General features: G+C 37.7%; 23 protein-coding genes and 1 pseudogene. 10 read left to right on the plus strand and 14 right to left on the minus strand.

The features are described 5' to 3' along the window. Window positions 1-254: 254 nt before the first annotated feature. From pheT to nth, 5 genes are all read right to left on the minus strand, one after another. Complete coding sequence (pheT, locus tag ACFIKJ_RS00915; RefSeq protein ID WP_375670150.1) at window positions 255-2,669, minus strand: phenylalanine--tRNA ligase subunit beta; 2,415 nt, start codon at window positions 2,667-2,669, stop codon at window positions 255-257. 32 nt (window positions 2,670-2,701) lie between these two features. Continuing rightward, window positions 2,702-3,784, minus strand: a complete 1,083-nt coding sequence (gene pheS, locus ACFIKJ_RS00920; protein WP_375626226.1) for a phenylalanine--tRNA ligase subunit alpha — start codon at window positions 3,782-3,784, stop codon at window positions 2,702-2,704. A 94-nt stretch (window positions 3,785-3,878) separates the two neighbouring features. Beyond that, the gene (gene rplT / locus ACFIKJ_RS00925; protein WP_375626228.1) at window positions 3,879-4,280 is read right to left on the minus strand and encodes a 50S ribosomal protein L20; all 402 of its coding nucleotides are present in this window, start codon (window positions 4,278-4,280) and stop codon (window positions 3,879-3,881) included. Window positions 4,281-4,313: 33 nt separating this feature from the next. Then, window positions 4,314-4,517, minus strand: a complete 204-nt coding sequence (gene rpmI / locus ACFIKJ_RS00930; RefSeq protein ID WP_012754516.1) for a 50S ribosomal protein L35 — start codon at window positions 4,515-4,517, stop codon at window positions 4,314-4,316. A 154-nt stretch (window positions 4,518-4,671) separates the two neighbouring features. Then, entirely contained in the window at window positions 4,672-5,412 is a 741-nt protein-coding gene (gene nth / locus ACFIKJ_RS00935) for an endonuclease III (RefSeq protein WP_375651639.1), read from the minus strand. A 120-nt stretch (window positions 5,413-5,532) separates the two neighbouring features. Here nth and ACFIKJ_RS00940 point away from each other — a divergent pair, with 120 nt between their 5' ends. The 4 genes from ACFIKJ_RS00940 (at window position 5,533) to ilvD (ending at window position 9,084) form a co-directional block, all read left to right on the plus strand. Beyond that, on the plus strand, window positions 5,533-5,964 hold the full coding sequence (locus tag ACFIKJ_RS00940) for an Hsp20 family protein (protein WP_375625445.1): 432 nt from the start codon (window positions 5,533-5,535) through the stop codon (window positions 5,962-5,964). Between the two features lie 26 nt (window positions 5,965-5,990). Beyond that, window positions 5,991-6,242, plus strand: coding sequence for a DUF1150 domain-containing protein (locus tag ACFIKJ_RS00945; protein ID WP_012754519.1), 252 nt, complete (start codon window positions 5,991-5,993; stop codon window positions 6,240-6,242). A gap of 677 nt (window positions 6,243-6,919) precedes the next feature. After that, entirely contained in the window at window positions 6,920-7,072 is a 153-nt protein-coding gene (locus ACFIKJ_RS00950) for a hypothetical protein (protein WP_375625444.1), read from the plus strand. A gap of 173 nt (window positions 7,073-7,245) precedes the next feature. Next, the gene (gene ilvD, locus ACFIKJ_RS00955; RefSeq protein WP_375653372.1) at window positions 7,246-9,084 is read left to right on the plus strand and encodes a dihydroxy-acid dehydratase; all 1,839 of its coding nucleotides are present in this window, start codon (window positions 7,246-7,248) and stop codon (window positions 9,082-9,084) included. A 1,059-nt stretch (window positions 9,085-10,143) separates the two neighbouring features. On the opposite strand, the gene mutS is transcribed toward ilvD, so the two are convergent. Continuing rightward, window positions 10,144-12,888, minus strand: coding sequence for a DNA mismatch repair protein MutS (gene mutS / locus ACFIKJ_RS00960; protein ID WP_375670151.1), 2,745 nt, complete (start codon window positions 12,886-12,888; stop codon window positions 10,144-10,146). Window positions 12,889-13,083: 195 nt separating this feature from the next. On the opposite strand from mutS, the gene ACFIKJ_RS00965 reads away from it, so the two are divergent. Continuing rightward, window positions 13,084-15,384, plus strand: a complete 2,301-nt coding sequence (locus ACFIKJ_RS00965; RefSeq protein ID WP_375626236.1) for an NADP-dependent malic enzyme — start codon at window positions 13,084-13,086, stop codon at window positions 15,382-15,384. Window positions 15,385-15,451: 67 nt separating this feature from the next. Here ACFIKJ_RS00965 and secB read toward each other — a convergent pair whose 3' ends face one another. Continuing rightward, on the minus strand, window positions 15,452-15,928 hold the full coding sequence (gene secB / locus ACFIKJ_RS00970) for a protein-export chaperone SecB (RefSeq protein ID WP_375625440.1): 477 nt from the start codon (window positions 15,926-15,928) through the stop codon (window positions 15,452-15,454). 142 nt (window positions 15,929-16,070) lie between these two features. Next, a complete protein-coding gene (locus ACFIKJ_RS00975) occupies window positions 16,071-16,565 on the minus strand; it encodes an FxsA family protein (protein WP_375626238.1) in 495 nt (164 codons plus the stop codon). A gap of 173 nt (window positions 16,566-16,738) precedes the next feature. Here ACFIKJ_RS00975 and ACFIKJ_RS00980 point away from each other — a divergent pair, with 173 nt between their 5' ends. Further along, a complete protein-coding gene (locus tag ACFIKJ_RS00980) occupies window positions 16,739-17,431 on the plus strand; it encodes a Tim44/TimA family putative adaptor protein (protein WP_375625438.1) in 693 nt (230 codons plus the stop codon). Window positions 17,432-17,483: 52 nt separating this feature from the next. Beyond that, a complete protein-coding gene (locus ACFIKJ_RS00985; RefSeq protein ID WP_375670152.1) occupies window positions 17,484-18,074 on the plus strand; it encodes a Smr/MutS family protein in 591 nt (196 codons plus the stop codon). 136 nt (window positions 18,075-18,210) lie between these two features. Here ACFIKJ_RS00985 and ACFIKJ_RS00990 read toward each other — a convergent pair. Both ACFIKJ_RS00990 and ACFIKJ_RS00995 read right to left on the minus strand, forming a co-directional pair. Next, a pseudogene (locus ACFIKJ_RS00990) lies at window positions 18,211-18,531 on the minus strand (integrase arm-type DNA-binding domain-containing protein); the annotation flags it as partial. A 443-nt stretch (window positions 18,532-18,974) separates the two neighbouring features. After that, complete coding sequence (locus ACFIKJ_RS00995; protein ID WP_375626243.1) at window positions 18,975-19,508, minus strand: GcrA family cell cycle regulator; 534 nt, start codon at window positions 19,506-19,508, stop codon at window positions 18,975-18,977. A gap of 486 nt (window positions 19,509-19,994) precedes the next feature. Between ACFIKJ_RS00995 and ACFIKJ_RS01000 the strand changes: the two genes are divergently transcribed. Genes ACFIKJ_RS01000 through ACFIKJ_RS01010 form a run of 3 tightly spaced genes read left to right on the plus strand, consistent with a single transcriptional unit; the run spans window position 19,995 to window position 23,179 of the window. Continuing rightward, on the plus strand, window positions 19,995-21,209 hold the full coding sequence (locus ACFIKJ_RS01000) for an aspartate aminotransferase family protein (protein ID WP_375670153.1): 1,215 nt from the start codon (window positions 19,995-19,997) through the stop codon (window positions 21,207-21,209). Beyond that, a complete protein-coding gene (argF, locus tag ACFIKJ_RS01005; RefSeq protein WP_375625435.1) occupies window positions 21,206-22,141 on the plus strand; it encodes an ornithine carbamoyltransferase in 936 nt (311 codons plus the stop codon). Before ACFIKJ_RS01000 ends, argF begins: the two co-directional genes overlap by 4 nt. Before the next feature lie 36 nt (window positions 22,142-22,177). Beyond that, complete coding sequence (locus ACFIKJ_RS01010) at window positions 22,178-23,179, plus strand: Hsp33 family molecular chaperone (protein ID WP_375626247.1); 1,002 nt, start codon at window positions 22,178-22,180, stop codon at window positions 23,177-23,179. Between the two features lie 1,101 nt (window positions 23,180-24,280). Here the strand turns inward: ACFIKJ_RS01010 and ACFIKJ_RS01015 are convergent. From ACFIKJ_RS01015 to ccmB, 4 genes are read right to left on the minus strand one after another with little or no spacing between them, the layout of a single operon-like run. Further along, window positions 24,281-24,874 (minus strand): DsbE family thiol:disulfide interchange protein, encoded by a 594-nt coding sequence (locus ACFIKJ_RS01015; RefSeq protein WP_375625433.1) that lies wholly within the window; start codon window positions 24,872-24,874, stop codon window positions 24,281-24,283. Then, a complete protein-coding gene (locus ACFIKJ_RS01020; RefSeq protein ID WP_375625432.1) occupies window positions 24,849-25,100 on the minus strand; it encodes a hypothetical protein in 252 nt (83 codons plus the stop codon). The genes ACFIKJ_RS01015 and ACFIKJ_RS01020 overlap by 26 nt, the downstream gene beginning before the upstream one ends. Continuing rightward, window positions 25,088-25,867, minus strand: coding sequence for a heme ABC transporter permease (locus ACFIKJ_RS01025; RefSeq protein ID WP_375626251.1), 780 nt, complete (start codon window positions 25,865-25,867; stop codon window positions 25,088-25,090). Before ACFIKJ_RS01025 ends, ACFIKJ_RS01020 begins: the two co-directional genes overlap by 13 nt. Before the next feature lie 46 nt (window positions 25,868-25,913). Then, window positions 25,914-26,579, minus strand: a complete 666-nt coding sequence (gene ccmB / locus ACFIKJ_RS01030) for a heme exporter protein CcmB (RefSeq protein ID WP_375625430.1) — start codon at window positions 26,577-26,579, stop codon at window positions 25,914-25,916. Window positions 26,580-26,588: the final 9 nt, after the last annotated feature.

Below are 26,588 nucleotides of genomic sequence, written 5' to 3' on the forward strand. Positions count from 1 at the left end.
CAAATAATTTGCATTATCATTTAGCAATAGCAGTTATCTTTTACATTTGCAATGAAGGATTAAGAGAAAAAATAACTTTTCAAGATGTTTAGAAATAGTTTTTTTCATATTGAAAAAATTGATGATTTAAGCAGCTTGTTTTGGTAAGGAGCACCGCTTTCAAGAAGCTCCATCGCTCTTGAATGCCAAATAAAAAGGGAGCACTCAAAAATGCTCCCACTTCATGTAAAATATCTCATAAAAAATGAAAATACTCAGTAGCGCAAATATGCACCTGTCATTTTGGTAACATTATCCACGATCTTTAAGGCAAGCTTTTCTAAATCTTCATCTGTTAGAGTCCGTTCTATGGGCTGAATAGTTACTTCAATCGCAACAGATTTTTTATCTTCGCCAAAGCTTAAATCTTCAAAAATATCAAAAATCTGCACTGAATGAATAAGTTTTTTATCGGCTCCACTTGCCGCACGAATAATAAGAGAAGAGGCAACAGTTTTATCCGCTATAAAGGCAAAATCACGCCGCACCATTTGAAAAGGTGAGAGTTTCAAAGGAGGACGGCTTTTGGTCGTTTTTTTCTTTGATTCTGGAATTCTGTCTAGAAAAATTTCAAAGCCGCATAAAGGGCCACTGACATCTAACTTTTCTAATGTAGCAGGATGAAAAACACCAAAAAAACCAAGAATAATCTTTGATCCAAGTTTTATGACACCTGAACGACCAGGATGATACCAATCGGGCGCTCCAACTTCAATCTGCACTTTTCCAACATCCATATCGCATGCCTCTAAAATAGCTAAAGCATCTGCTTTGGCATCAAAAACATCAACGACGGTTGCATTTCCATTCCAAAAACGACCAGCCCCTTTAAATTGCTCTGTTCCACGACGAATCCCACTAACAACACGGTGTTGTTTATCAGGGGTATCGCCTTCATAAATATTGGAAACTTCAAACAAAGCAAGATCGGAAAAACCACGATCAGCATTTCTCTGTGCCGCCATAATCAAACCAGGTAAAAGGGAAGGACGCATCATTGACATATCAGCAGCAATAGGATTAACCAATTTAAGCTTTTCTTGACCTCCTCCAAAAGCAAGAGCTTGATTTTCAGAAATAAAAGACCATGTTACCGCTTCTTTCATACCACGTTGCACTAAAGCCAAACGTGTAGCACGTGAACGAATTTGTGCGCATGTTAAAATTTGATCTTTTCCTTCTGCGAAGTTTTCCAAAGGAATAGGTTTAATTTTATCTAGCCCATAAATCCTCATGACTTCTTCCACCAAATCGGCTTTCCCCATAATATCAGGGCGCCATGATGGTACTTTTACTGTAACGACATCTCCTTTTCCTTCAACGAAAAATCCAAGTTTTGTTAAAATAGAGATGACTTTTTCAGGCTCTATTTCCAAATTGGTTAAACGTTTAATTTCAGAAAAAGGAAAAACGATCTGTTTGATTTCTTGTTGCTGATAGCCAGCGATCCTCTTCTTAGATACTTCACCACCACAAAGACGTAAGACCAATTCTGTTGCAATCTCAAGCCCTGTTTCCATAAAAGCCGGATCAACACCTCGTTCAAATCGATAACGCGCATCACTGATAAGACCTAATGCTCTTCCTGTTTGTGCAATGTTTTTCGCATCCCAAAGCGCCGATTCAATAATAACACGATGTGTTGTTTCATCACAACTCGTTCTTTCACCGCCCATGATACCGGCAATCGAAACAATCCCATCGTCATCTGCAATGACACAATTCTTAGCGCCCAAATGATAGATTTTTCCGTTCAGTGCTTGAAGCTGTTCTCCCTCACGAGCACAACGTACACACAAATTACCTTTAATTTTATCTGCATCAAAAACATGGAGTGGACGACCAAGGTCAAAACTGATGTAATTGGTCATATCAACAAGCGCATTAATCGGTCTCAAACCAATTGCATTCAAACGCTGTTGCATCCACTGTGGCGATGCTCCATTTTGAACATTGCGAACTTCACGCCAAGCAAAACCTAAACATAATGATGAATCTTGTGAAAAATCTAATGAAATATCGAGAGGTGTTTCAAAGGAAGGTTCAAATTTTGACAAGGATAATTCTTTTAATTTTCCCATTCCGGTGGCAGCAAGATCACGGGCAATACCACGAACACCTGTACAATCAGAGCGATTGGGGGTCAAACCAATATCAATAATCGGATCATCTAAACCAGCATAAGCTGCAAATGAATCTCCAATAGGTGCATCTTCTGGAAGTTCGATAATCCCGTCATGTTCATTTGATAATTCAAGCTCCGCTTGCGAACACATCATCCCAAAACTTTCAACACCGCGGATTTTTCCTACAGATAATGTCACATCGAGTCCTGAAATATAAGTGCCTGGTAGTGCCAGAACACCAACAAGACCTGCACGCGCATTTGGTGCTCCACAGACAACTTGAACAGGTGTAGAAGTCCCTGTATCGACGGACAGAATCTGGAGTTTATCTGCATCAGGATGTTTTATTGCAGTTAAAACTTTTGCAATCACAAAACCTTTTAAAGAAGACCGATCATCAACGTAATCAACCTCAAGACCTATAGCTGTTAGTTTCTCACAAATTTCATCCAAAGATGCATTTGTCTCTAAGTGATCTTTTAACCACGACAATGTAAATTTCATTTTAAAACCTCACATGAAAGCGATGACTAAGATCACATATTTCTATTAGGAAAAAAAGCAGGCATATCAAAGCAACGAAAGCCATAATGGTCTAACCAACGCAGATCGGCATCAAAAAAAGCCCGTAAATCAGGCATACCGTATTTCAACATGGCAATACGATCAATGCCCATTCCCCAAGCAAAGCCTTGATATTCATCGGGGTCTAAACCAACATTTTTCAACACATGAGGATGCACCATTCCGCATCCTAAAATTTCCAACCAATCCTGTCCTTCTCCGAATTTTACTTCTGAACCAGAACGATCACATTGAATATCCACTTCCATAGATGGTTCGGTAAAAGGGAAAAAAGAGGGACGAAAACGCATTTTTACAGAGGGAACTTCAAAAAATTCTTTACAAAAGGTTTCATGTAACCACATCATATGGGCAATGGTGGAGGTTTTATCAATGACAAGACCTTCTACCTGATGGAACATGGGAGAATGTGTTGCATCCGAATCCATGCGGTACGTTTTTCCAGGAATAATGATCCGTATCGGTGCTTTTTGTTTTTCTAGTGTGCGAATTTGTACAGGTGATGTATGGGTCCGCAATAATTTTCGTTCTCCCATTTTATCGACATCAAAAAAGAAGGTATCATGCATTTCTCGTGCTGGATGCCCTTCAGGAAAATTCAATGCCGTAAAATTATAATAATCTGTTTCAATATCAGGTCCCTCTGCAAGAGAAAAACCCAACTTCGTATAAATGGCAATAATTTCCTCAATTACTTGTGAAATAGGATGAATGCGCCCCCGTTCTATAGGTGAAGAGCGAACAGGCAAGGTAACATCAACTGTTTCACGAGAAAGCCGAGCATCCATTGCCTGTCTTTTCAGAAGATCACGCTTTTGTGCCCATAATTCTAAAATACGATTTTTTAATCCATTAAGAACTGGTCCAACTTTATGACGCTCGCCAGCATCCATTTTTCCTAATTCTTTTAATTTTTCAGAGATACTACCTTTTTTACCCAATGCTGCAATACGCACTTCCTCAAGTGCTTGTTCATCACCCGCTGCCTCTAAGGCTAAACAAATTTCTTGTTCCAGACGCTCAATATCATTCATATTTTTGCCTATTTTTTAATAAAGAAAAACCCGCACTCGCAATAGCCAGCACGGGACCTCGAATAAATGAATGCTTTAAGAGAACACGACTGGCTTATTTGACAGCGCCTTCGAAAGCATTAGGTGTCGTATCTTTTAAATATTCCAAAGCCTTTTTTGCCGAGGCAATTAAAGCAGAAAATGCTTCTGCCTCATAGATCGCTATATCTGAAAGAACCTTACGATCAACCTCAATACCGGCTTTTGATAAACCATCAATAAAACGTCCATAGGTTAAACCTTCTGCGCGAACAGCCGCATTAATTCTCTGAATCCACAAAGCACGGAAAGTACGTTTCCTATTTTTGCGATCACGATAAGCGTATTGCTTTGAACGATCAACTGCTGCTTTAGCTGCACGAATGGTATTTTTACGACGACCGTAAAAACCTTCAGCCTGTTTAAGAACTTTTTTGTGCTTAGCGTGTGCTGTCACACCTCTTTTCACACGTGCCATATTATAATCTCCTCAAAATCAAAAGCGTAAGGTTTAAACACCATTCGGCAAATAATGCTGAACGACTTTTTTAGCATCTTGTTCACACAAAACCATTGTTCCACGTGCATCGCGAATAAATTTATTCGAACGCTTAATCATACCGTGGCGCTTACCGGCAGCTGCTACTTTAATTTTGCCTGACGCAGTGATTTTAAACCGCTTTTTAGCGGATGATTTGGTCTTCATCTTGGGCATTTTGCTACTCCGTACATTAATTTATTCAATCAAACATTTTATTCACTCAAGCGGACCAACGCTTGAACAAGCATTTAAACAGCCACGGCATGCCCTGCCGGGCGGTTCTAATAGTGTTTCCATAAGCTAGTATACACAAAATAGCAAGACCGTATTACAAAAAAATCGGAGCTCCATTGCCTTGAAGCTCAACTAAAGGTGCCGGAATAGCATTTGTTTTGATAGCTGCTTTACATAGATCAGCAATAATGCATTGCCTACATTGTGCTTTACGTGCTTGGCAAACATAGCGTCCATGTAAAATCAGCCAATGATGTGCATGACGAAGATAATGGATTGGTATAATCTTTAATAATTTTTTCTCAACAATCTCCGGTGTTTTGCCAGGCGCTAAACCAAGACGATTGCTTAAGCGAAAAATATGTGTATCTACTGCCAATGTAGGCTGACCAAAAGCAACATTCAAAACAACATTAGCCGTTTTGCGCCCCACTCCAGGAAGGGACATAAGTGCTTCACGCGTATCAGGTACTTGACCGCCATAACAATCAATTAAACAGTTGCAAAGTGCATAAACATTGCGTGCTTTTGCTCGCCAAAGACCAATTGAACGGATATGATGTGCTATTTCTTCTTCTCCTAATGCAACCATTTTTTCCGGTTGATCAGCAAGGCGAAATAATTCTTTTGTCGCTTTATTAACGCTTACATCTGTCGCTTGAGCCGAAAGCACAACGGCAACCAAAAGCGTAAAAATATTTGTATAGATAAGATCACTCTTAGGCGCTGGGCGTTGCACAGAAAAACGGCGAAATATTTCTGCAATTTCATTTTCATTATATAATATACCAGATAAATTTCGCACGTTTGACAATTTTATGGTACTTTGAGGCATTGAACTCTCTTAAATCTTCTCTCTTGAAGTTATCATTCACGCTCGCCATATGAGAGGAATGCAGCGAACACTTTTATAGAGTTTGGTCAAGTAAAGCCGTTTTAAAGAGGATACTCATGAATGACACATGTGACACCTTTCTCCAATCCCTTCCTTTTAGGGTTTGAAACCGTAGAAAAAATATTGCAACGTATCGGTAAAGCTGATGAGGCTTACCCAGCCTATAACATTGAACGTTTGCATAAAAATGATGATGCAAATCATATCCGGATAACTTTGGCTGTTGCTGGATTTAAGGTTAACCATCTTAATATTTTGCTCGATGATAATCAATTGGTTATTCATGGTAAACAAACAGACAACCAAAATCATCAATATTTATATCGCGGTATAGCTGCGCGACAATTCCAGCGAACCTTTGTTCTCGCGGAAGGGATGCATGTTACAAATGCAGAGTTGAAAAATGGTCTTTTATCAATTAATCTGTATCAACCAAAGTTAAAAAAAGAAATAAAACAGATTCCAATTAAAGTCAGTAGTGGTGAGTCATAAAAGTTAAGGCGTAAAGGAACAGTGAAATGGGAGAACATAAACAGAACTTGTCGTTTCAGAACACATCCTACTCTGATGCGGGACAGATTGCCTATTTAAAAAAAGTTTGTACAGATGATTTGGCTAAAAATTTTCCAGATCTTCCACCAATGACCCCAGGAATTACGATATGGGCTCTCTTTGGTGAAACAGGTTATCCTATCATTTTATCCGATGAGCGTTCTATCGCTCTTGCTGGAGCCAATGAGCATGAACTACAAATTGTAACTCTGCACTAGATTACCTTACGAGAAAACGCTGTACTCTTTGTAAATTCTATCTGTTTTTTCGTAAAGGGTGTAATGTGAGTTATAATGAGATAAGTATTGGTTTATATTCATAATTAATTTTTTACAACTGGAATGAGAGTCCCGAATATCATAAGGTTCTCTCATTTTAGATCCTCTTGTATTAAAACAATTAAAGTCACTTGCTTGTATGTCACACGCAGGGAAAGCCATTTAGATAAAAACGCTTGAAGGAAGGAATAAAAATATCTCTTGTTAATTGTCTTAATTACCAAGGATGTTCGCAATATTGGGGATGAGAAAAATGTATGATGGTGTCAGTTTGTTTCTTCATAAGTGTGAAGATGTTCTCTATAGATTTATATTATTCACGGGGATTTTTATACCATTCATGGGCGCTATCGTGAAATGGGCTCGAGCGCATTGAAAGATGTTTCTTTAAAATGAGTACATGAAGGCTATAAAAGTGTATTTTGTTTGGGGTGTTCTGTTCTTCCTAAGGGGAGTAACTCCATTGAAGAGTGTAAAAACAAAAGCATGAGATAATGCGTCATCATTATTAAAAAGATATTGCTATGAATGCTTTTGAAAAGTGTAAAGCTGAATTGTAAGGAGATGATAGATTTTTACATGATGCTTTTATATTCTTTCCAAATTAGGCTGTCTTCTTGTTCCAGAAATTACGCAAACAGATAGATGCAATATACTTACCAAATCTGGCCAAATCTGGCATACAAAAATCTGGAACAGTTCGTGCCACACTGAAGCGTTTTGATATTTGTCTCAAACGTGGAATTGCACAGGGATTAGATGTTGATTAACAGGTAATAAGAAAAACAAAGGCTTTATGAAAAAGTTTATGCAGAGCTTTTAATTTTGTGCTTCAAATGCCTCAGTACAAGGTATTTTTCTCTTTTGAATATTAAAGCTCTTGTTTTTATAATGAAGTTACAGCACAACAAGCAAAATGGAATTATTTGAGGGGAAAAAAATAATGCCTTCTTACCGTTCAAGAATATCGACCCACGGGCGTAATATGGCAGGAGCCCGCGGACTTTGGCGTGCAACAGGGATGAAAGATACTGATTTTGGTAAACCCATTATTGCGATTGCGAATTCTTTTACACAATTTGTACCAGGGCATGTCCATTTAAAAGATCTTGGGCAATTAGTCGCACAACAGATAGCAGTTGCCGGTGGTGTTGCGAAAGAATTTAATACCATTGCTGTAGATGATGGAATTGCGATGGGGCACGATGGAATGCTCTATTCTTTGCCCTCACGTGAAATCATTGCTGATTCTGTAGAGTATATGGTTAATGCACATTGTGCGGATGCACTTGTCTGTATTTCTAATTGTGACAAAATTACGCCTGGTATGTTAATGGCTGCTTTACGGTTGAATATTCCGACAATCTTTGTTTCTGGCGGTCCTATGGAAGCAGGTAAGATTAAATGGAAGGATCAAGATCTAAGGGTTGATTTGGTCGATGCCATGGTCGCAGCAGCTTCAGAACAGAATTCAGAAGAAGAAGTTGCTGAAATGGAGCGTGCTGCTTGTCCTACATGTGGTTCTTGTTCAGGAATGTTTACAGCCAACTCCATGAATTGCTTAACGGAAGCATTGGGGCTTTCGCTTCCCGGAAATGGATCAATGTTAGCAACACATGCAGATCGACGGATGCTTTTTGAAGAAGCTGGAAAACAGATTGTTGCATTGGTTAAACGTTATTATGAAAAAGATGATGAAACAGTCTTGCCGCGCTCTATTGCTTCACGCAAGGCTTTTGAAAATGCAATGACCGTTGATATTGCTATGGGGGGATCAACCAATACAGTACTGCATCTTTTAGCCGCGGCGCAAGAAGGTGAAGTGGATTTTACCATGACGGATATTGATCATCTTTCACGTCGTGTTCCTATTTTATGTAAGGTTGCTCCTGCTGTCGCGAATGTACATATGGAAGATGTTCATCGCGCTGGTGGTATTATGGGGCTTTTAGGTGAACTGGATGCGGCAGGACTCATTGATACGTCAACTTATACGGTTCACGCAAAAACAATGAAAGAAGCTCTTTACCGTTGGGATGTGAAACAAACTAATGAACCAACAGTTCGTACATTTTATCGTGCTGCTCCTGGTGGTATTCCAACACAGACAGCTTTTAGCCAATCTTGTCGCTATGAGACCCTTGATCTTGATCGTGAAAAAGGTGTGATTCGCGATAGGGAACATGCATATTCACAAGATGGAGGATTGGCAGTTCTTTATGGAAATCTTGCAAAAGATGGCTGCATTGTAAAAACAGCAGGCGTTGATCAATCAATCTTAACTTTTAAAGGTCCGGCAAGAATTTTTGAAAGCCAAGATTCAGCTGTTTCAGCTATATTAACTGATAAGATTAAAACAGGTGAAATTGTTTTAATCCGTTATGAAGGTCCACGTGGTGGACCTGGAATGCAAGAAATGCTTTATCCAACAAGTTATCTCAAATCTAAAGGATTGGGCAAGGTTTGTGCACTTGTTACAGATGGGCGTTTTTCAGGGGGAAGTTCAGGGCTTTCGATAGGACATATTTCACCAGAAGCTGCTGAAGGAGGAGAAATTGCGTTGGTAGAGGAGGGGGATATCATAGAAATTGATATTCCAAATCGTAGAATTCATATGTTGGTGGATGATATTGAGATGAAGCAGCGCCGTGCTAAGATGGAAGCAAAAGGAAAAGGTGCTTGGCAACCGATTGAGAAGCGTCAGCGTAAAGTTTCAAAGGCTCTCAAAGCCTATGCAGCGATGACCACATCTGCTGCAAAGGGTGCAGTACGTAATATTTGATGAGATGAATGACGCGTCTTATAAAAGAGAGATAGTATTCTGATTTTTTGCATCTTTTGCACGATATTCTAAGCTAATTATTTTATGAGTTTATGAACTTAACAGAATATTTCGAGTCATGATGAGTATGATTAAAAAGCTATCAATACAACTAAAAGCTGCTGAGGATTGCTTATTTTAGCAGCTAGGTAAGACAGATAAAGATAGATATGGTATGATTACTTTTCATATCATATTCCAATTTTATACGAAATTACGATTTCTTGTTACTCATATTTATGAAAGATATTTATTGTAGTGGTGGCATTATCTTGCAATACCGTAAAACACTGTCATTTAGAGCTGTGATATATGGTATTCTTCTTAATATATTTAAGTATTTTTTTAGTGTGTGGTGAATATTCTTAGATTTGTTTATCAGGCTTTGAGTTTAGGTGAATCACATGACTAGGAAGTCAAGGTAAATCTCTTAGAATCTGGACTGTTTGCAGACTTGATTCGAATGAAAATCCTTATCCTTTGAGATGCGGGAAGGAGTTCAAGGATGTTTAGGAAAATAAAATACTGCTGTGATATATTTGATTATATGGTTCATATGAAAACAGTAAAAGAGCTCTTTATAACTTAAAATGTGAAGAAAATGCGAGACCCATTATCTGTGAAGTTATTATGCAAAATGGAGTGGCATCTCAACACCGACAGCTTTAAACTAAAACTGTTGCTATGATAACAATAATATTGATTATGAAAAAGCATAATTCATTAAATATTGCGTATTTGCAAGGTGGAGGAGATTTCATGACAATCTTTGCAAAAAACGACTATCTTGTAAAAATATTCGACATTGACCAATTTTTTGTATACGGGCCAATATTGATCTAAGGAAATATGAAATATAATACATAGGATTTTGCCTCTATATGCATTACACTTATCAAAATATATTGTGTAGAAAAGCGATGGGAATACGGTAAACAACAGTTTATGCTGTGGCATATCAAAAAGGGATACTTTATCTCCTATTAAGAAAGCTTTTTAATAAAAAATAACATCCGTTTTCTATAAAGGGTTGCTCTTTTCAAGCTGTTTGAGGTGGTAAATTGCTTCTAAAGCTTGTTTAGGAGAGAGTTCATCGGGATGGATATTTTTTAAAGCTTCGTGAAGTACACAATGTTTGTTTCTTGCTTCATTGACGGGAGATGTTGCTTTAAGAGAAAAGAGCGGTAAATCATCAATGAGTTTATGTCCTTTTCCAGCCATTTCACCTTGTTCTAATTGATGGAGTACATCTGTTGCTCGTGTAATAACTGCTGGGGGAAGTCCAGCAAGCTTTGCGACTTGTACACCATAGGAACGGTCAGCAGCTCCTGGTGTGACCTCATGAAGAAAAACTACATCACCATCCCAATTTTTGACTTTCATGGTTACATTATGCAGCCTGTCAAGTTTTTCGGTAAGTGCAGTCATTTCATGAAAATGGGTAGCGAGAATAGCACGACAATGGTTAACTTCATGGAGATATTCAACGGCAGCCCAAGCAATAGAAAGTCCATCAAAGGTTGATGTCCCACGCCCTATTTCATCAAGAATAACAAGGGAATGGTGGCTAGCATGATTGAGAATCGTTGCTGTTTCAACCATTTCCATCATAAAGGTTGAGCGTCCCCGTGCAAGGTCATCGGAAGCCCCGACACGACTAAACAGGCGATCAACGACACCAATATGTGCTGAAGTCGCTGGAACGAAGGACCCCATTTGCGCCATAATAGCAATGAGAGCATTTTGCCGCAAAAAAGTTGATTTTCCTCCCATATTAGGCCCTGTCAACAGCCAGATTGCTGCATATTGCTGATTTTCTTGCACAGAGAGATCACAATTATTGGCAATAAAAGGTTCTGCTGCTTGTTTGCGGAGTGCTTGCTCGACGACAGGATGGCGTCCTGCTGTGATATGAAAGGTAAGTGAAAGATCAATTTTAGGGCGGCAATATCCTTGTTCTTCAGCAAGATATGCTAAGGCGACAGAGACATCTAAAATAGCAAGTGCTTCAGAGGCTTTACGAATAAAATCAACTTGTTCGGTAATTTCCTGAACGAGAATATCAAAAATCTCTAGTTCAAGTGTTAATGCGTGATTGGCGGCATGGGCAATACGGCTTTCAAGGTCAGCAAGCTCTGTTGTCGTAAAACGCATAGCATTTGCCATTGTTTGCCGATGAATAAAACGTGCTTTAGCTTGTGGATTATTTGTAAGAGCAGATGCTTGTGTACTGGTTACTTCAATGAAATAACCTAGAATATTATTATGCTTTATTTTAAGCGTCTTAATATCTGTTTCTTGAGCATATTGCGCTTGAAGTTCAGCAATAACACGGCGCGATTCATCACGTAAAGCACGCATTTCATCGAGCTCTTTATGATAATTTGAACGAATAAAACCACCATCACGTTTAAGGAGCGGGAGATCATCAGCTAATGCTTGTTCTAAATGAAAATATAACGCTGTGGGTAAGTTTGAGAACATCTGTTGTACATCACTTATTTCTTGAGGCAGAAGCTCATTATCAAGAAGTTGATGCAATTCACGAATGATTTCAAAGCCGCGCTGGATTGTCGCCATATCACGGGGACCTCCTCGTCCAAGAGCCAAACGTGAAACGGCGCGGGGCATATCTGGTCCCCCTTTTAAAATAAGCTTTATCGCTTCTGCAAGAGAAGGATTACGTAGAAAAAAATCGATAGAATCCAAACGCGTATCAATAGCTGAAGGAGTGGTGAGGGGAGCAATAAGGCGGTCAATAAGAAGGCGTGATCCTCCTCCTGTTACAGTGCGATCAATAGCTTTTAATAAACTTCCATCCCGTTGACCTGATGTCGTACGAATAAGTTCAAGGCTTAATCTGGTTGCGGCATCAATAAAAAGAGTTGCACTTTCATTTTGGCGCTCAGGCTGCATGAGGGGAGGACGATGCGTTATTTGTGTTTTTTCGATATAACGAATAGCAGCTACAATTGCAGAGAGTTCGGAACGTGAATAATCAGCAACACCTTCAAGAGTTGAGAGTTTAAAATAATTGCAAATATCGCGTTCAGCGGTTAGTGCATCAAAGAGACAAGCAGGTTGAGGTGAAATGATACGGTCAAGAACATTAAAAAGTGATTTGTGAGATTTATCATGAAAGAATGAATCAGCAACAATGATTTCTTGTGGATCCACACGCATAATATCTGCTAAAAGTTTTTCTTGGCGGCTTTCTGTTACACGAAATATGCCTGTTGAGATATCAATCCAAGAAAGAGCAAATTCCTCTCCATCGCTAGTTTTTATACGGGAAAGTGTCATCAAATAATTTGCGCGTGTTGGATCAAGGAGTTTTTCTTCTGTTATAGTTCCAGGTGTTACAAGGCGAACAACATCACGCCGAACAACAGATTTTGAGCCACGTTTTTTTGCTTCAGCAGGATCTTCTATTTGCTCACAAACAGCAACTCGGTAACCACAAGCAATCAGTTTTTGTAAATAATCATCAGCAGCATGAACGGGAACACCGCACATAGGAATATCTTGTCCTAAATGTTTTCCGCGTGCTGTGAGTGTGATTCCTAAAGCCTGAGCAGCTTCAATCGCATCATTAAAAAATAATTCATAAAAATCCCCCATTCGGTAAAAGAGAAGAGAATCATGATGTACGGCTTTGATTTCTATGTACTGCTCCATCATAGGTGTCAGACGTTCTTGAGAGGAAGCAGATGAGGAGGCAGGCTGTGGAATTAAATTATTTTTATGGTTGTCTTTTTTATCCATTTGTATGAGGCCTGTTTCCTTTAAGTGAAGTTTTTACTCTTTTTTGTTTACTTCAATATCTATTTATCTCTAAATTGCAACGCATCATCAGATTTGCTAAGGCAAGAATAGCGATTTCTAATATATGAATCAAATTTAATGACTATACGCATTATCAAGCAAAATTTACACTGTTTTTGGAGAAAATAAAGTGAGATGAAAGAGAGCGAGCAGGATCAGAAAATGTCTCAAACTGTTTACAGTGCGAGCGAACGAGAAGCTCTAGATTTTCATAGTCGTGGTCGACCAGGAAAGCTTGAGATTGTTGCAACAAAGTCTATGGCAACACAGCATGATTTAGCACTTGCTTATTCACCAGGTGTTGCAGTTCCAGTTAAGGCAATTGCTCAAAATCCAGCGTTAGCTTATGATTATACAGCAAAAGGCAATCTTGTTGCTGTTATTTCAAATGGAACCGCTATTTTAGGGTTAGGTAACTTAGGAGCCCTTGCCTCTAAGCCGGTCATGGAAGGCAAAGCAGTGCTGTTTAAGCGTTTTGCGGATATTGATTCCATTGATTTAGAAATTGATATAAACGATACAGAAAGTTTTATCAATTTGGTGCGTCATTTAGAACCTTCTTTTGGTGGAATTAATCTTGAAGATATTAAGGCGCCAGAGTGCTTTATGATTGAAAGCCGCCTACGCGAGGTGATGAATATACCTGTTTTTCACGACGACCAACATGGTACAGCAATTATTGTTGCTGCTGGTGTTCTCAATGCTTTGACTTTAACAGGGCGCGATATGCAAAATACGCGGTTAGTCTGTAATGGTGCTGGTTCTGCAGGGATTGCTTGTATTGAACTGATTAAAGCGATGGGCTTTCGTTCCGAAAATATCATATTATGTGATACAAAGGGTGTGGTCTATGAAGGCCGCAAAGAGGGAATGAATCAATGGAAATCTGCGCATGCTATTCAAACAGATAAACGTACGCTTATGGAAGCAATGGAAGGAGCAGATATATTTTTTGGGGTTTCTGCTAAAGGCGCTCTTACTCCTGAAATGGTAAGATCCATGGCACCACAGCCGATCATTTTTGCTATGGCTAATCCTGATCCAGAAATTACGCCGGAAGAGGTTATGCAAGTGCGTCATGATGCCATTGTCGCAACAGGGCGTTCCGATTATCCAAATCAGATTAATAATGTTCTCTGCTTTCCTTATATATTTCGTGGTGCACTTGATGTGCGTGCAAGAGTTATTAATGAAGACATGAAGATTGCTGCGGCAAAGGCTCTTGCTAATTTAGCGCACGAAGAAGTGCCTGACAGCGTTGCAGAAGCTTATCGTGGAAAGCGATTAAAATTTGGTCCTAATTATATCATCCCTGTTCCTTTTGATCCGCGTTTATTAACGGTTGTTTCAATAGCGGTAGCAAAAGCAGCAATGGAAAGTGGTGTTGCGCAAAAGAACATAGATGATTTAGAGGCCTATGAGCGCGATTTGAATGCGAGACGTGATCCTACTTCCTCGATGATGCGTGGGATTTATAATCATGTTCGTCAAGCGCCAAAACAAATTGTCTTTGCAGAAGGTGAAGAAGAGCAAGTTATGCGGGCGGCCGTTTCCTATGTTCATCAAAAATTAGGACAAGCGATTTTGGTTGGTCGTGAAGAGCAAGTAAGAGAAGCGGCTGTTATCGCTGGAATTGATCTGGAGCGTGAAGGTATTTCTATTATGAATGCTAAGCTTTCTTGCCGTACAGATGCTTATGCGAATTATCTTTATAAAAAGATGCAGCGTCAAGGCTGGCTGTTGCGTGATTGTCATCGTCGTATCAATAATGATCGCAATTATTTTGCTGCGTGTATGGTGGCACTAGGAGATGCTGATGCAATGGTTACAGGGGTGACACGCAATTATGAAACAGCGCTGATCGATATACGTCGTGCGATTGATGAAAAACCAAAAGAACGATTGATTGGTATTTCAATGGCTATTTGCCGTGGACGAACTGTGTTTATTGCGGATACAGCCGTTTATGAAAATCCTAATGCTGAAGAACTTGCGGATATAGCGGAACAAACCGCTTCGTTTGTACGTGGATTTGGATATCAACCACGGGTAGCATTTCTAGCATTTTCTACGTTTGGTTATATGAAAGGGCAGATCATACAGCAAATTCAGGATGCGATTAATATTTTGCATGAACGCAAGGTTGATTTTGAGTTTGATGGAGAAATGAGCGCTGATGTGGCACTCAATTCCAAATTGATGCAGCAATATCCATTTATGGGATTAACAGAGCCCGCTAATATTTTGGTTATGCCTGGATATCACGCGTCTTCCATTGCAAGCAAAATGTTACAAGAACTTGGTGGAGCAACCATCATTGGTCCTATTTTAATTGGATTGGAAAAATCTGTCCAAATTGTACCGTTTAGTGGAAGCGATACAGATGTTGTCAATATCGCAATGCTTGCGGCTTATCATGCCGCAAAAGTCGTCTAAAGAAAAAAAGCCCCTAATATACCAATAATATATTAAGGGGCTTTATGATAGCAAAAGAATAAATTTTTTAAGAGGGTTGTATTTGATTGTCGTTTTGTTCTTCAGCGAGACGCTTTTGGAAGAGGGCTGCAAAATCAATAGGATCAATCCATAAAGGTGGAAAACCACCATTTTGAGTAGCATTAGATATAATTTGGCGAGCAAATGGGAATAAAAGACGGGGACATTCAATAAAGACCAATGGCATAACATGTTCTTGTGGAATGTTTTTAAGGTGGAAAACACCACCGTAAATCAGTTCTACATGAAATAAGGTTTCAGTTTCATCATTGGCTTTGACGGAGAGAGACAAAACGACATCATAATTGTCATCACCAATTGGGTTAGCATTGACGTTAATATTGATATCAATTTGTGGTGATTTTTCACGTGTACGCAATGAACGAGGAGCACCCGGGTTTTCGAATGATAAATCTTTTAAATATTGAGTTAATACAGCAAAAACCGGCTCTCCACCACTGTTATTCATTTCATCTTCGGCCATACGACGAACCTCTCTCATTATAATATGTATATTTATTTTAGATCTAAAGACCAAACTGGTTATCACGCCTTGCAAAAGGTTGCAAGAAATGCGCTCTTTATCTTGAATATTTTTTTAGTTTGTTACAGGTTTTTTAGGCATTTCAATGGTTATCATCATTTTTGCGCCATGGAGATTCTGTCGTATCATAAATTGTGTAATCTTCTGCGTTAAGATCAATTACTTTTTCAGCGTCATTTTTTCTTTTAGTATTGAGATTCATTTTGTTTTGTAATGATGTAAAAAAATGCCAAACAACAGAGCGAATTGGTTTAATAAGAAGTAATATTCCCAAGAGATCACTTACAAAGCCAGGAAGAATAAGTAAAATTGCACTAAACATGATGAAAACATCATTAATAATATTATTCTCTAATGTGCGTCCTTGGATAAGTTCAGTTTGTATGTTTTTTAAAAGGCTAAACCCTTGAACTCGCAATAAAACAACCCCAACTATGGCTGTGAGAATAACCAAACTCAAAGTTGCTAAAATACCAATTTCTTGACCAACAAAGATAAAACCAGCGATCTCGATTAAAAGACTGCAAAGAAAGATAACAACAAAAAAACGAGGATTTATAGAATAAAATTTTATCACATGCAAATTTCCTTCTGGATGAGTAAGGGGAGAAATTCTTAAGAGCACTCCATTTAATATAAAATCTATAAAAATATTTGAATGGTAGGATTCCTTATTTTACATATTTATTGATAAATGGTATTGACTGCAATGTTTATTAGAGATTTAAGCTTTGGAGATTGACAGCGCCCATGGAATTTGACGTTATACTTGTCATAGCTCTTGTTGTTATGGTTGTTATTTTTGTGCAGCTCCGTAATGTATTAGGGAAACGAATTGGGTTTGAAAAGCCCCCCTTTGATCCTTATTCACGTCGTTCTAAAAAACAGGTTGAAGCAGAAACGACTGATAATATTGTTTCGTTCCCTCATCAGAAAAATTCACAAAAAGACGACTTTAGTGAAATTGATAAAATTGCACCGGAGGGGAGTATTTTGAATAAAAATTTGCGGGAATTGCATAAAATTGATCCTCAATTTTCTCCTCAATTTTTTATAAAAGGTGCACAAATTGCTTATGAAATGATTGTAACAGCTTTTGCCAAAGGTGATCGCAATCAACTTAGAAGCTTGCTTTGTCAGGATGTTTTTGAGAGCTTTTGTACGGCTATTGAGCAACGAGAAAAAAATAAAGAGAGAATAGAGTTCACTTTTGTTGGAATTAATAAGATCGAATTTGTTGCGGCGGCAATACAAGAAAAGGATGAACTTCTAACGATACGTATTGTCAGTGAGATGATTTCTGTTACTTATAATGAACAGGGCGAGCGTATAGACGGTGATCCTGATGCTATTGTAGAAATCAGAGATATTTGGACTTTTGTTCGCAATAGTTTATCATCAGATCCAAACTGGAAGCTTTTTGCTACAGAAAATGAAAATTAAAATACTTTTTGTTTTTCTTCCATAAGCATTCAATGATTTATGAGAAATTAAAATGTCCTCAAGTAAATGGAGACAAAAAAGAGATTTATTGGCTTCACAAGATCGCCTTTTATGGGAGAGGGTTTGTCGTACGATAACACCGCTTCACGGTAAGATGCTCTCTTCTACTTCAGAAACTATTGCAAATATTAATGATAAAAAACAGCTTGTAACTCAAATCTCCTCATTGTCTCAGGAAAATCAACAACCCTCGACAATTATTAAAAGCGAAAAGAGGGCAGTTACACAAGCACAAAAGATTCATTTCTTTGATCATGTTGCACATCGTAAAATTTCCCAAGGTCGTTATCCTCTTGAGGCGCGCCTTGATCTCCACGGTTATATGCAGGAAGAAGCTTATTTTTTCTTAAAAAAATTTCTACAATCCTCTCAGCAGAGAGGATTACGTTATGTCCTTGTGATTACAGGAAAAGGACGATCCGTTGGGAGCGATGGAACTTTGTATAGATTTGTTCCGTATTGGTTATCAACACCAGCTTTTCGATATTATGTCCACGCGTTTGAGCAAGCAGGGCGTCAACATGGCGGAGAAGGTGCACTTTATGTTTGGTTGCGCCGTTTTGTGTCGGGAAAAGGAAAGTGATGTTATTGTGGTCGTTCTAGGTTTAATATTTATTTATACGTAATAATTTATTGTTTTCGTATATTTCGTAAGAGTCTTGAATACAATATCCCCTTATTTATAATTTTTTATAAATAATTATAAATATATCATTTTACATTCTACGTATTGCTTCACGCTTTTGTTTATCGCGTTCTTTAATGGAGCACATCCCTCACGCAAAACAGAATGACATTGTTGCATATATTCACAGGCTTGTTTTAAAGAAACATTTCTCAACGCTCCCAAGCCTATTTTGCGACAGCATCCGTGAAGGGTATAACGATAAATCCATTAAGCACTCCTATCTTTATACTTAATAAAAGAGCAAGATGGCATCATCACACACTTTGCTAGCTTCCAATGTTGCGACACCCCTTGAAGCCCTTGTTCCTTGAAAGCATTTATAAAAGGCATGCTTTTCTTTAAGTGTTTTTATTCTTCGCAGCTCTCATCTTGCTCGTGACGCTTAAACGAAAGATTTTGATTGATTCAATATAAGAGGCTTAAAATGAAAGAGATATTGATGGGTCTCATTTAGGTTGCAACGCGATAAATTATTTTTATAAACCACAGCATTACTCTATTAAATACACGAAGAATAAAAACATGAGAAATTATCTTATTCAAAAGATATTGCTATGGATAGTGTTAAAAGTAGTGCAACTAAATTAAAGAGAATCTTGAAAATAAACAGGAATATAACTTTACAATACATAATTGTGCAATAGCACCAAAAGATACAATTTCGTTGAATAGTTTCATGAAGAAATTTTTTCACTCATTAAAAGCTTTATTAAATTTCTTTCTCATAATAATTCGATAATTAAAATTTAATAACGAAGCGCAGAAGGCTTAGAATATGAGATTCAATCGAGGATATTACACTCTTATCCGACGTCTTTCAGATATTGGTTGAAATGCTAGCTTAGCATGAAAGGCACAATAGGGGCTATTTTCATCAGAATCTGCACCACAAAAATGAAAATCTGCTGATAATGGATCGCCAACCGGCCATCTACATGTATTTTCACTCAATTGTAAAAGATTAAGTTGACGTGATATAGGCACAACTACATTGGATTTTGTGGACATATCAACTTCTTTTACATCTTCTGCTACAAATTCTGTCTTTAAAACTGGTTCTTCAATACCTACAGATGATGTGTTTATTGGCGATACCGTGGATGTGTTGCGACGCACACGTGGAGATGATGGGCTGCTTCCCACGGGGGTTTTTTGCGTACGCGCACTTCCTTGTGGTGTTTTACCGCGTCCTGGCAACTTTAATCGGTGTACTTTGCCGATGACTGCGTTTCTGCTGACCCCACCTAATTGAGCAGCAATTTGACTTGCACTTAACCCTTCACTCCAAAGCTTTTTAAGAAGCTCAACGCGTTCACATGTCCAACCCATACCAGCACTCCATTCCGATTACGTCACTAAGATGCTCTCCCCCTTTGCATCTTCAAATGTTTTAATAATGTTTTCACTACGCTGAATGAAAGAATTTTACACTCTAAGCGAGCATAAGAAAATCATCCAACCTTTGGACTTACAAACCAAAACACATCATCTTGCTTATTATATAATAAATTACAATATGCACTCACTCTATGACAAGAGTCTTTACCTCTTGAAGAGTTTATTTAGAATGTTTTCCCCAACTTGCAAATCAATCATAGGTTAAACTTTTACTTTTGTTTAAGGATTTTTCCAAAAATGCTTATTTGTAGAACCTTCATTGACTTTTTTTCAATTGGTGTAATGATCTATTCCATAGGTGTAATCATTAATCGTAATGAAATGTTGAAAGCACCGTAACGAAATGTACCATGTTGTTTTATTTGTAGTGTTGCTTTGTATATATATTGAAAAGGTTAAAATATAAAGGAAATTATGATGGATGCCGTCTCTATACAACCACTTTATGAATGCTTCGCACGACGAGATTTGCATTTTGAACAGGGGCATGGTGTATGGCTTATTTCCGATAAGGGAGAACATTATCTTGATTTCACATCTGGCATTGCTGTTAATGCATTAGGGTATTCACATCCAAAATTAGTTGATGCGCTCAAAATGCAAGCTGAAAAACTTTGGCATGTTTCTAATATTTTTCAATCCCCTGAACAATCAGCTCTTGCTACGCGGCTTTGTGCAAATAGTTTTGCGGATAAGGTTTTTTTCTGCAATTCAGGCACTGAAGCATTGGAGTGCGCATTCAAAACGGCACGTCATTATTACTATGCTGCGGGTCATTCAGAACGCATTGAAATAATTACTTTTGAAGGGGCATTTCATGGACGTACACTTGCAGCACTTGCTGCGACTGGGCATGAAAAATATCTTGAAGGCTTTGGACCTAAAGCTGGTGGATTTATTCAAGTACCTTTTTGTGATGAAATCGCTTTGCGTAACGCTATTAATAAAAATACCGCCGCTATTCTTATTGAACCTATTCAAGGAGAAGGAGGAATACGAACGGTCCCTCATGAATATTTAAGATTTTTGCGCAAAATATGCGATGATAATGGTCTGTTATTGATTTTGGATGAAGTCCAAACGGGTATAGGACGAACAGGAAAGCTTTTTGCTTATGAATGGAGTGATGTCTTTCCTGATATACTTACCCTCGCAAAAGGATTAGGAGGAGGATTTCCATTAGGTGCTTGCCTTGCAACTGATAAAGTTGCAAAAAGCATGACACTTGGGACCCATGGTTCAACCTTTGGAGGAAATCTTCTTGGAATGGCTGTAGGAAATAGTGTTCTTGATATTTTGTTAGAGCCAAATTTTCTCAACCATGTTCAGCGCATGGGGGATAAACTAAAAAGTGGACTTTTGCACATTCTCAATATCTATCCTGATATTATCTGCGCAGTTCAGGGGATGGGCCTAATGGTGGGTATTCAGTGTGTTGTGCCTTCAAATCTTGTCGTTAATGCTTTAGAAAATGAATATCTCTTAAGTGTTGCTGCCAACAACAACGTTGTGCGCTTATTGCCTCCTCTTATCATTAGGGAAGAAGAAATAGATGAAAGTTTGCATCGTATTGAAAAAGCAATAGCTTATCTTTCGCAAGTAAACAAAGAAAGACAAATATTACACAAATGACAAATGCTCTTCGTCATTTCACGGACTTATCCATTTTAACGCCAGCAATAGCGCGCGCACTGATCGATTATGCAAAAATCCTTAAAGCGTCTTTTAAAGCAGGGAAAGGTTCAAAACCTTTTATGGGTAAAACACTTGCGATGATTTTTGAAAAACCATCCACACGAACCCGTATTTCATTCGATATCAGTATGCGCCAGCTTGGGGGAGATACAATCATGCTCACGGGTTCAGAGATGCAGCTTGGTCATAGTGAAACTATAGCTGACACAGCTCGTGTTTTATCCCGTTTTGTGGATATCGTGATATTACGAACAACAAAACATCAACGTATGCTCGAATTGGCACAATATGCACAAATTCCTGTCATTAATGCCCTTACAGATGATACACATCCTTGCCAAATTTTAGCAGATATATTAACCTATGAAGAGCATCGGGGGCCAATTGCTGGCAAAATATTCGCGTGGATGGGGGATGGTAATAATGTGCTCCATTCCTTAATTGAGGCCGCAGCTCTTTTTGATTTTCATTTGCGTATTGCTACTCCAAAGGGCAGTGAACCACAAGAAAAATTTATACATTGGGCACGTGAACGAGGAGCACACCTTACACTAACTCATAGTCCCCAAAAAGCAGCTCAAGATGCTGATTGTATTATGACCGATACATGGGTCTCCATGGGACAAGAATTTCGTGCTCGCAGTCGTTCTATTTTTCAGCCTTATCAAGTCAATGAAGCTCTCATGAAATTAGCAAAATCTGATGCTCTTTTTATGCATTGTCTTCCTGCTCATCGTGGTGAAGAAGTGGTTGATTCTGTGATTGATGGACCGCACTCCGTTGTTTTCGATGAGGCTGAAAATCGTCTTCATGCTCAAAAAGCAATTCTTTCTTGGTGTTTACAAGATGCGTTTTTCTCTCCACAATAGCTCCTCTACAACAAATTATATAAAAAAGGCAAAGCTATGAGTAAACAAGCTAAAGATGAAGCCTCTCTCGACAACAACTTCTTGCATGAAGATGATACTGTTATTCCCTTTCAAGTCGAAGAACTTGATATCCGTGGACGTGCCGTACAACTTGGGGAAACTTTAAATTCTATTCTTAACAGACATCAATACCCTGAACCGGTTTCTTATCTTCTAGCAGAAGCTTTACTTTTAACTGTTCTGCTTGGAACTTCTCTAAAGCTTACGGGAAAATTTATTTTACAAACTCATTCCGATGGACCGGTTAATATGTTGGTATGCGATTTTTCGCCTCCTTCCAGTTTACGTGGATACGCTCGTTTTGATAAAGAACAGCTTAAACAAGCCATAGACAATAATCAAATCTCTTCAGAAACCCTTTTAGGGAAAGGCACTTTAGCCTTCACAATTGATCAAGGTCCCCATATGCAACCCTATCAAGGGATAGTTGCATTAGATGGATCAAATTTACAAGAAGCTTCTCGTATTTATTTTGATCAATCAGAACAAATTCCTACCGATATCCGTTTGGCTGTTGCTATATTAATTAATCGTGACCAACAAGGAAAAACGCAGAAAAGCTGGCGAGCTGGAGGTATTTTGATCCAACTTTTACCTCAAGAATCCTCTCATCATAAAATAGATGTCTCTCATCAAAAGCGAGAAGAAACGAAAACCCACACCCAATTGGATAACCAATGGCAGGAAGCTAAAATACTCATGGCAACGATTGAAAGTTCAGAATTAACAGATCCCCAAGTTGGTAGTAAACAGCTCTTGTTCCGTCTTTTTCATGAACAAGGTGTTAGAGTTTTTAATCCTTTTTCTCTTGTCGATCAATGTTCTTGTTCACACGAAAAAATTAAAGGAATCCTAGAAGGATTTTCTATTGATGAACGCAATAAAATGGTTAAAAATAAATATATTTCAGTCACATGTGAATTTTGCTCAAAAACGTATTGTTTTACACCACAAGAATTTTTAGAAGAAAAAACATAATCAAATATTTTTCATAAAAAATGATGATTGCAACAAAAGCCTATTTTATTTGCGTTATAAAAGTTTACCCATAAGCTCATATAAACTTCTAGAATATTTCTTGTCTTAGAGTTTTTTAATGTATACGAGTGATCTTTCTGTTGAAATCAGTAATCACGTCACAGAGTGCTTAAAAAAGAGTTCTCTGTAAAATATATTTTCTCCTCTCGAAAAAGCTTCTTGTTTATTTTTTTCATCTCAAAAGCCTATTTCTTACAATGAATTCTTTTATAATATTCATTGATAGATTGATCATGTACTCATAACTTATCTTTTCTGTTAAATGAGATTTTTTGATTATAGTCATATTTGCTTACTCGAATTTATCTTATTAAGAGTCAAAAAAGCTTATTAGTTATAATCATAAGATAAATTATCGAAAGAATAAGAATGTATAGACTCAATATGGAATTTATGGAGTCTATTACGAACAGATAGTATAATGGGAATAAATATACCAATAACGCTGCGAAGGAATGGATTTGTTATTTTATAAAGATGAAAATAGTGGTGAAGTCCCCTCATAACAATGTGCATTTCAGATAAAAAAGCGGAGACAGAACACTATATGATTTTGAAAATAATAGTTGGTTTCTTTCACTAATCTAACGATGTTTCTATAACAATATTGTTTTGTCCAAATAATCAAAAATAAAGCTCCTAAACAGATATTTAATCGATAAAAAAATGAAAACTACTTAAATTTTTGTCATACTTGGGAGGTTTGCTCTACAGATATTTCTTTGCACATGTTTTTGAATCAACAATGGTAATGCTCTTGTCAAATTTTCCTAAGAAGAATGAGGATCCATATAAATAAAATAGCATACATAGCATGATAAAACGTTATGTTTTTACAAACCTGCATTATTATATTTTTCAACTTAAAATATTGCCAATTATTTTCACGTTTAGACAATTCATAAAAGGTATTTTTAGTCTTTATCTTAAATGTTTTTTTGATTCAACATATAGAAATTTTAAAAATCTCATAGTATAGGGCATTTTCATTTAATAGATAAAAATGGTAAATTATTATTTATAAATCAATATGTTGATATTTTATTTTTCTTCTGTCATGAGCGCTTGTTCAATTTTTGGTAGAATTTTTTTTTGATAAATTTTCCATGTTAAGGGACCAACATGTTTGACAATAATGATGCTCTCTTTATTCAAGAGAAAGGTTTCTGGGGGTCCATATATTCCCCAATCAATGGCTGTATATCCTGAAACATCAAAGCCAATAAATTTAAAAGGATTACCAAAATTGTTTAAAAAGCGTAGGGCGTTTGTTTTGTTATCTTTATAATTAATACCAATCAGATCAAAACGTTTATCTTGTGCAATTTTCATAAGAATAGGATGCTCTTCGCGGCATGGCAAACACCAAGAGCCCCAAAAGTTAACCAATGTGACACGTCCTTTAAACTGTTTTGAATTGAGATAACTTTCTTTATCAAGAAGAGGAAGATGAATATTGGGAGCAGATTTTTCAGCTAATGCGTTTGGGAGAAGAGAAGAATCTTGAAGGTATTTTTTATCCATAAAGTTGAAAAAAAACACCATGAGAAGAAGAAAAAGCACAAATGGTCCAAAAAAAACAAGCAGAACAGGCAAAGATATATTTTTTTTAAGTTTTGGAGGGATGTTTTTCATTATACTTTTCTTTTTGTGGCAGCTCTTTTTTGTTTAGCTGTTGGAGAATTTTTTTTTGGTATAGGGCTTTACAAAGAATATATCCAATAAGACATAAGAGGGATATTGCAGAAAGCACATAGCTTAAAACAACAATTTGCTCGTGTTTAAGGGTGCTAAGGAAAAAATCAATTTTCTGAGATAGATTTCCTAAAAGTCCGCCCTGGATGCCATTTAGGTCGAGCATGATGAAGAGTCCTGTTGTTGTGCACGGCGGGATTTTTTAATCTGAAGTATTCGGATATAATGACTATTGATTTCATTTCGCATAGCCATCAAATAGAGCGCAATAAACATAAAGATGAAACAAAATAGCATTGTTATAAGAGGCCATAACATAGCATTGTCGATTGTTGATCCTCCAGCACGTAACAATGATGCTGGCTGATGCAATGTATTCCACCAATTAACGGAAAATTTAATAACAGGGATATTAACAAATCCAACAAGTGTAAGAATTGCAGTAGCGCGAGCACCTTTTACTTGGTTTTCAAAAGCACGTCCGAGCAGGATAATGGAAAGATAGATAAAAAGCAGAATTAAAACTGATGTTAAACGTGCATCCCAGACCCACCATGTTCCCCATGTAGGTCGCCCCCAAAGTGCTCCTGTCATGAGAGCCAAGGCGGTAAAAATTGCCCCAATAGGCGCCCCACATTTAAGGGCCACATCAGCAAGATGATATTTCCAAATCAGATTTCCTAATGCTGCTGCACTCATCGTTACATAACAGAATGTAGACAACCACGCAAAGGGTACATGAAGGTACATAATCTTAACAGTAATGCCTTGTTGATAGTCATCAGGGGAATGCATCACCAGAATAAGCCCTAAAATAAGGAAACACAATGTTATACCGGCCAACCAAGGTAAGACGACACTGCTTATTTTCATAAAAAGGATAAAACTTTCAGGGAGTGACCTGATTTTATATGGACGAGATAGTTCATTCATGAAATTCATAATAGGCAGAGTTTTTCAATGCGGCAATCATCTTTTATTATTCTGATAAAAGTTTAAGCGTTATCGCAGCAACAAAAGAGCCAAAGAGACTCAAAAGAAGTGAAAAAGCGCTGAGAAGAGCCAAGGACGTGAGAAAAGAAATATTTGGATTTATTGGGGCTGTAGCAGTCGAAACACCAAAAATCATAATTGGAATGATCCACGGCAAGATAATGATAAAAATAAGCAGAGTACTGTGCAACAATGAGGTTGCGAGTGCAGCACCTATGGCGCCAATAAAAATAATGGCTGGTGTTCCGCATAAAAGGGTAAGTATTGTTGTAAAAGTTATTGCTACATCTAAATGGAGCATGAGGGCTAAAATAGGTGTAGCAAAAATAAGAGGAAGCATTGTTCCTACCCAATGGGCAAGACATTTGGTAAAGACAATTAGTGTAAAACTTTGTCTTTTTCCTGAAAGGATAAATTGGTCGAGATTACCATCATCGCGATCGATTTGGAAAAGTTTGTTCAGATTGAGGAGTCCTGCAAGAAGGGCTCCAAACCACAATATACCAGGCCCTATTTGTGCAAGAATTTTGGGATCTGGTCCAATGGCAAAGGGGGTTATGACAACAAAAGCGATAAAAAACAATAGTCCTGTTAGTGAAGAGGCTTGTGGCGCTAATAATAGTTTAAGGTCACGCCAGAACAGTGCTTTCATTTTATTTTC

The organism is Bartonella sp. PS7NMGDW (genome assembly GCF_042193585.1).
GTDB lineage: Bacteria > Pseudomonadota > Alphaproteobacteria > Rhizobiales > Rhizobiaceae > Bartonella > Bartonella grahamii.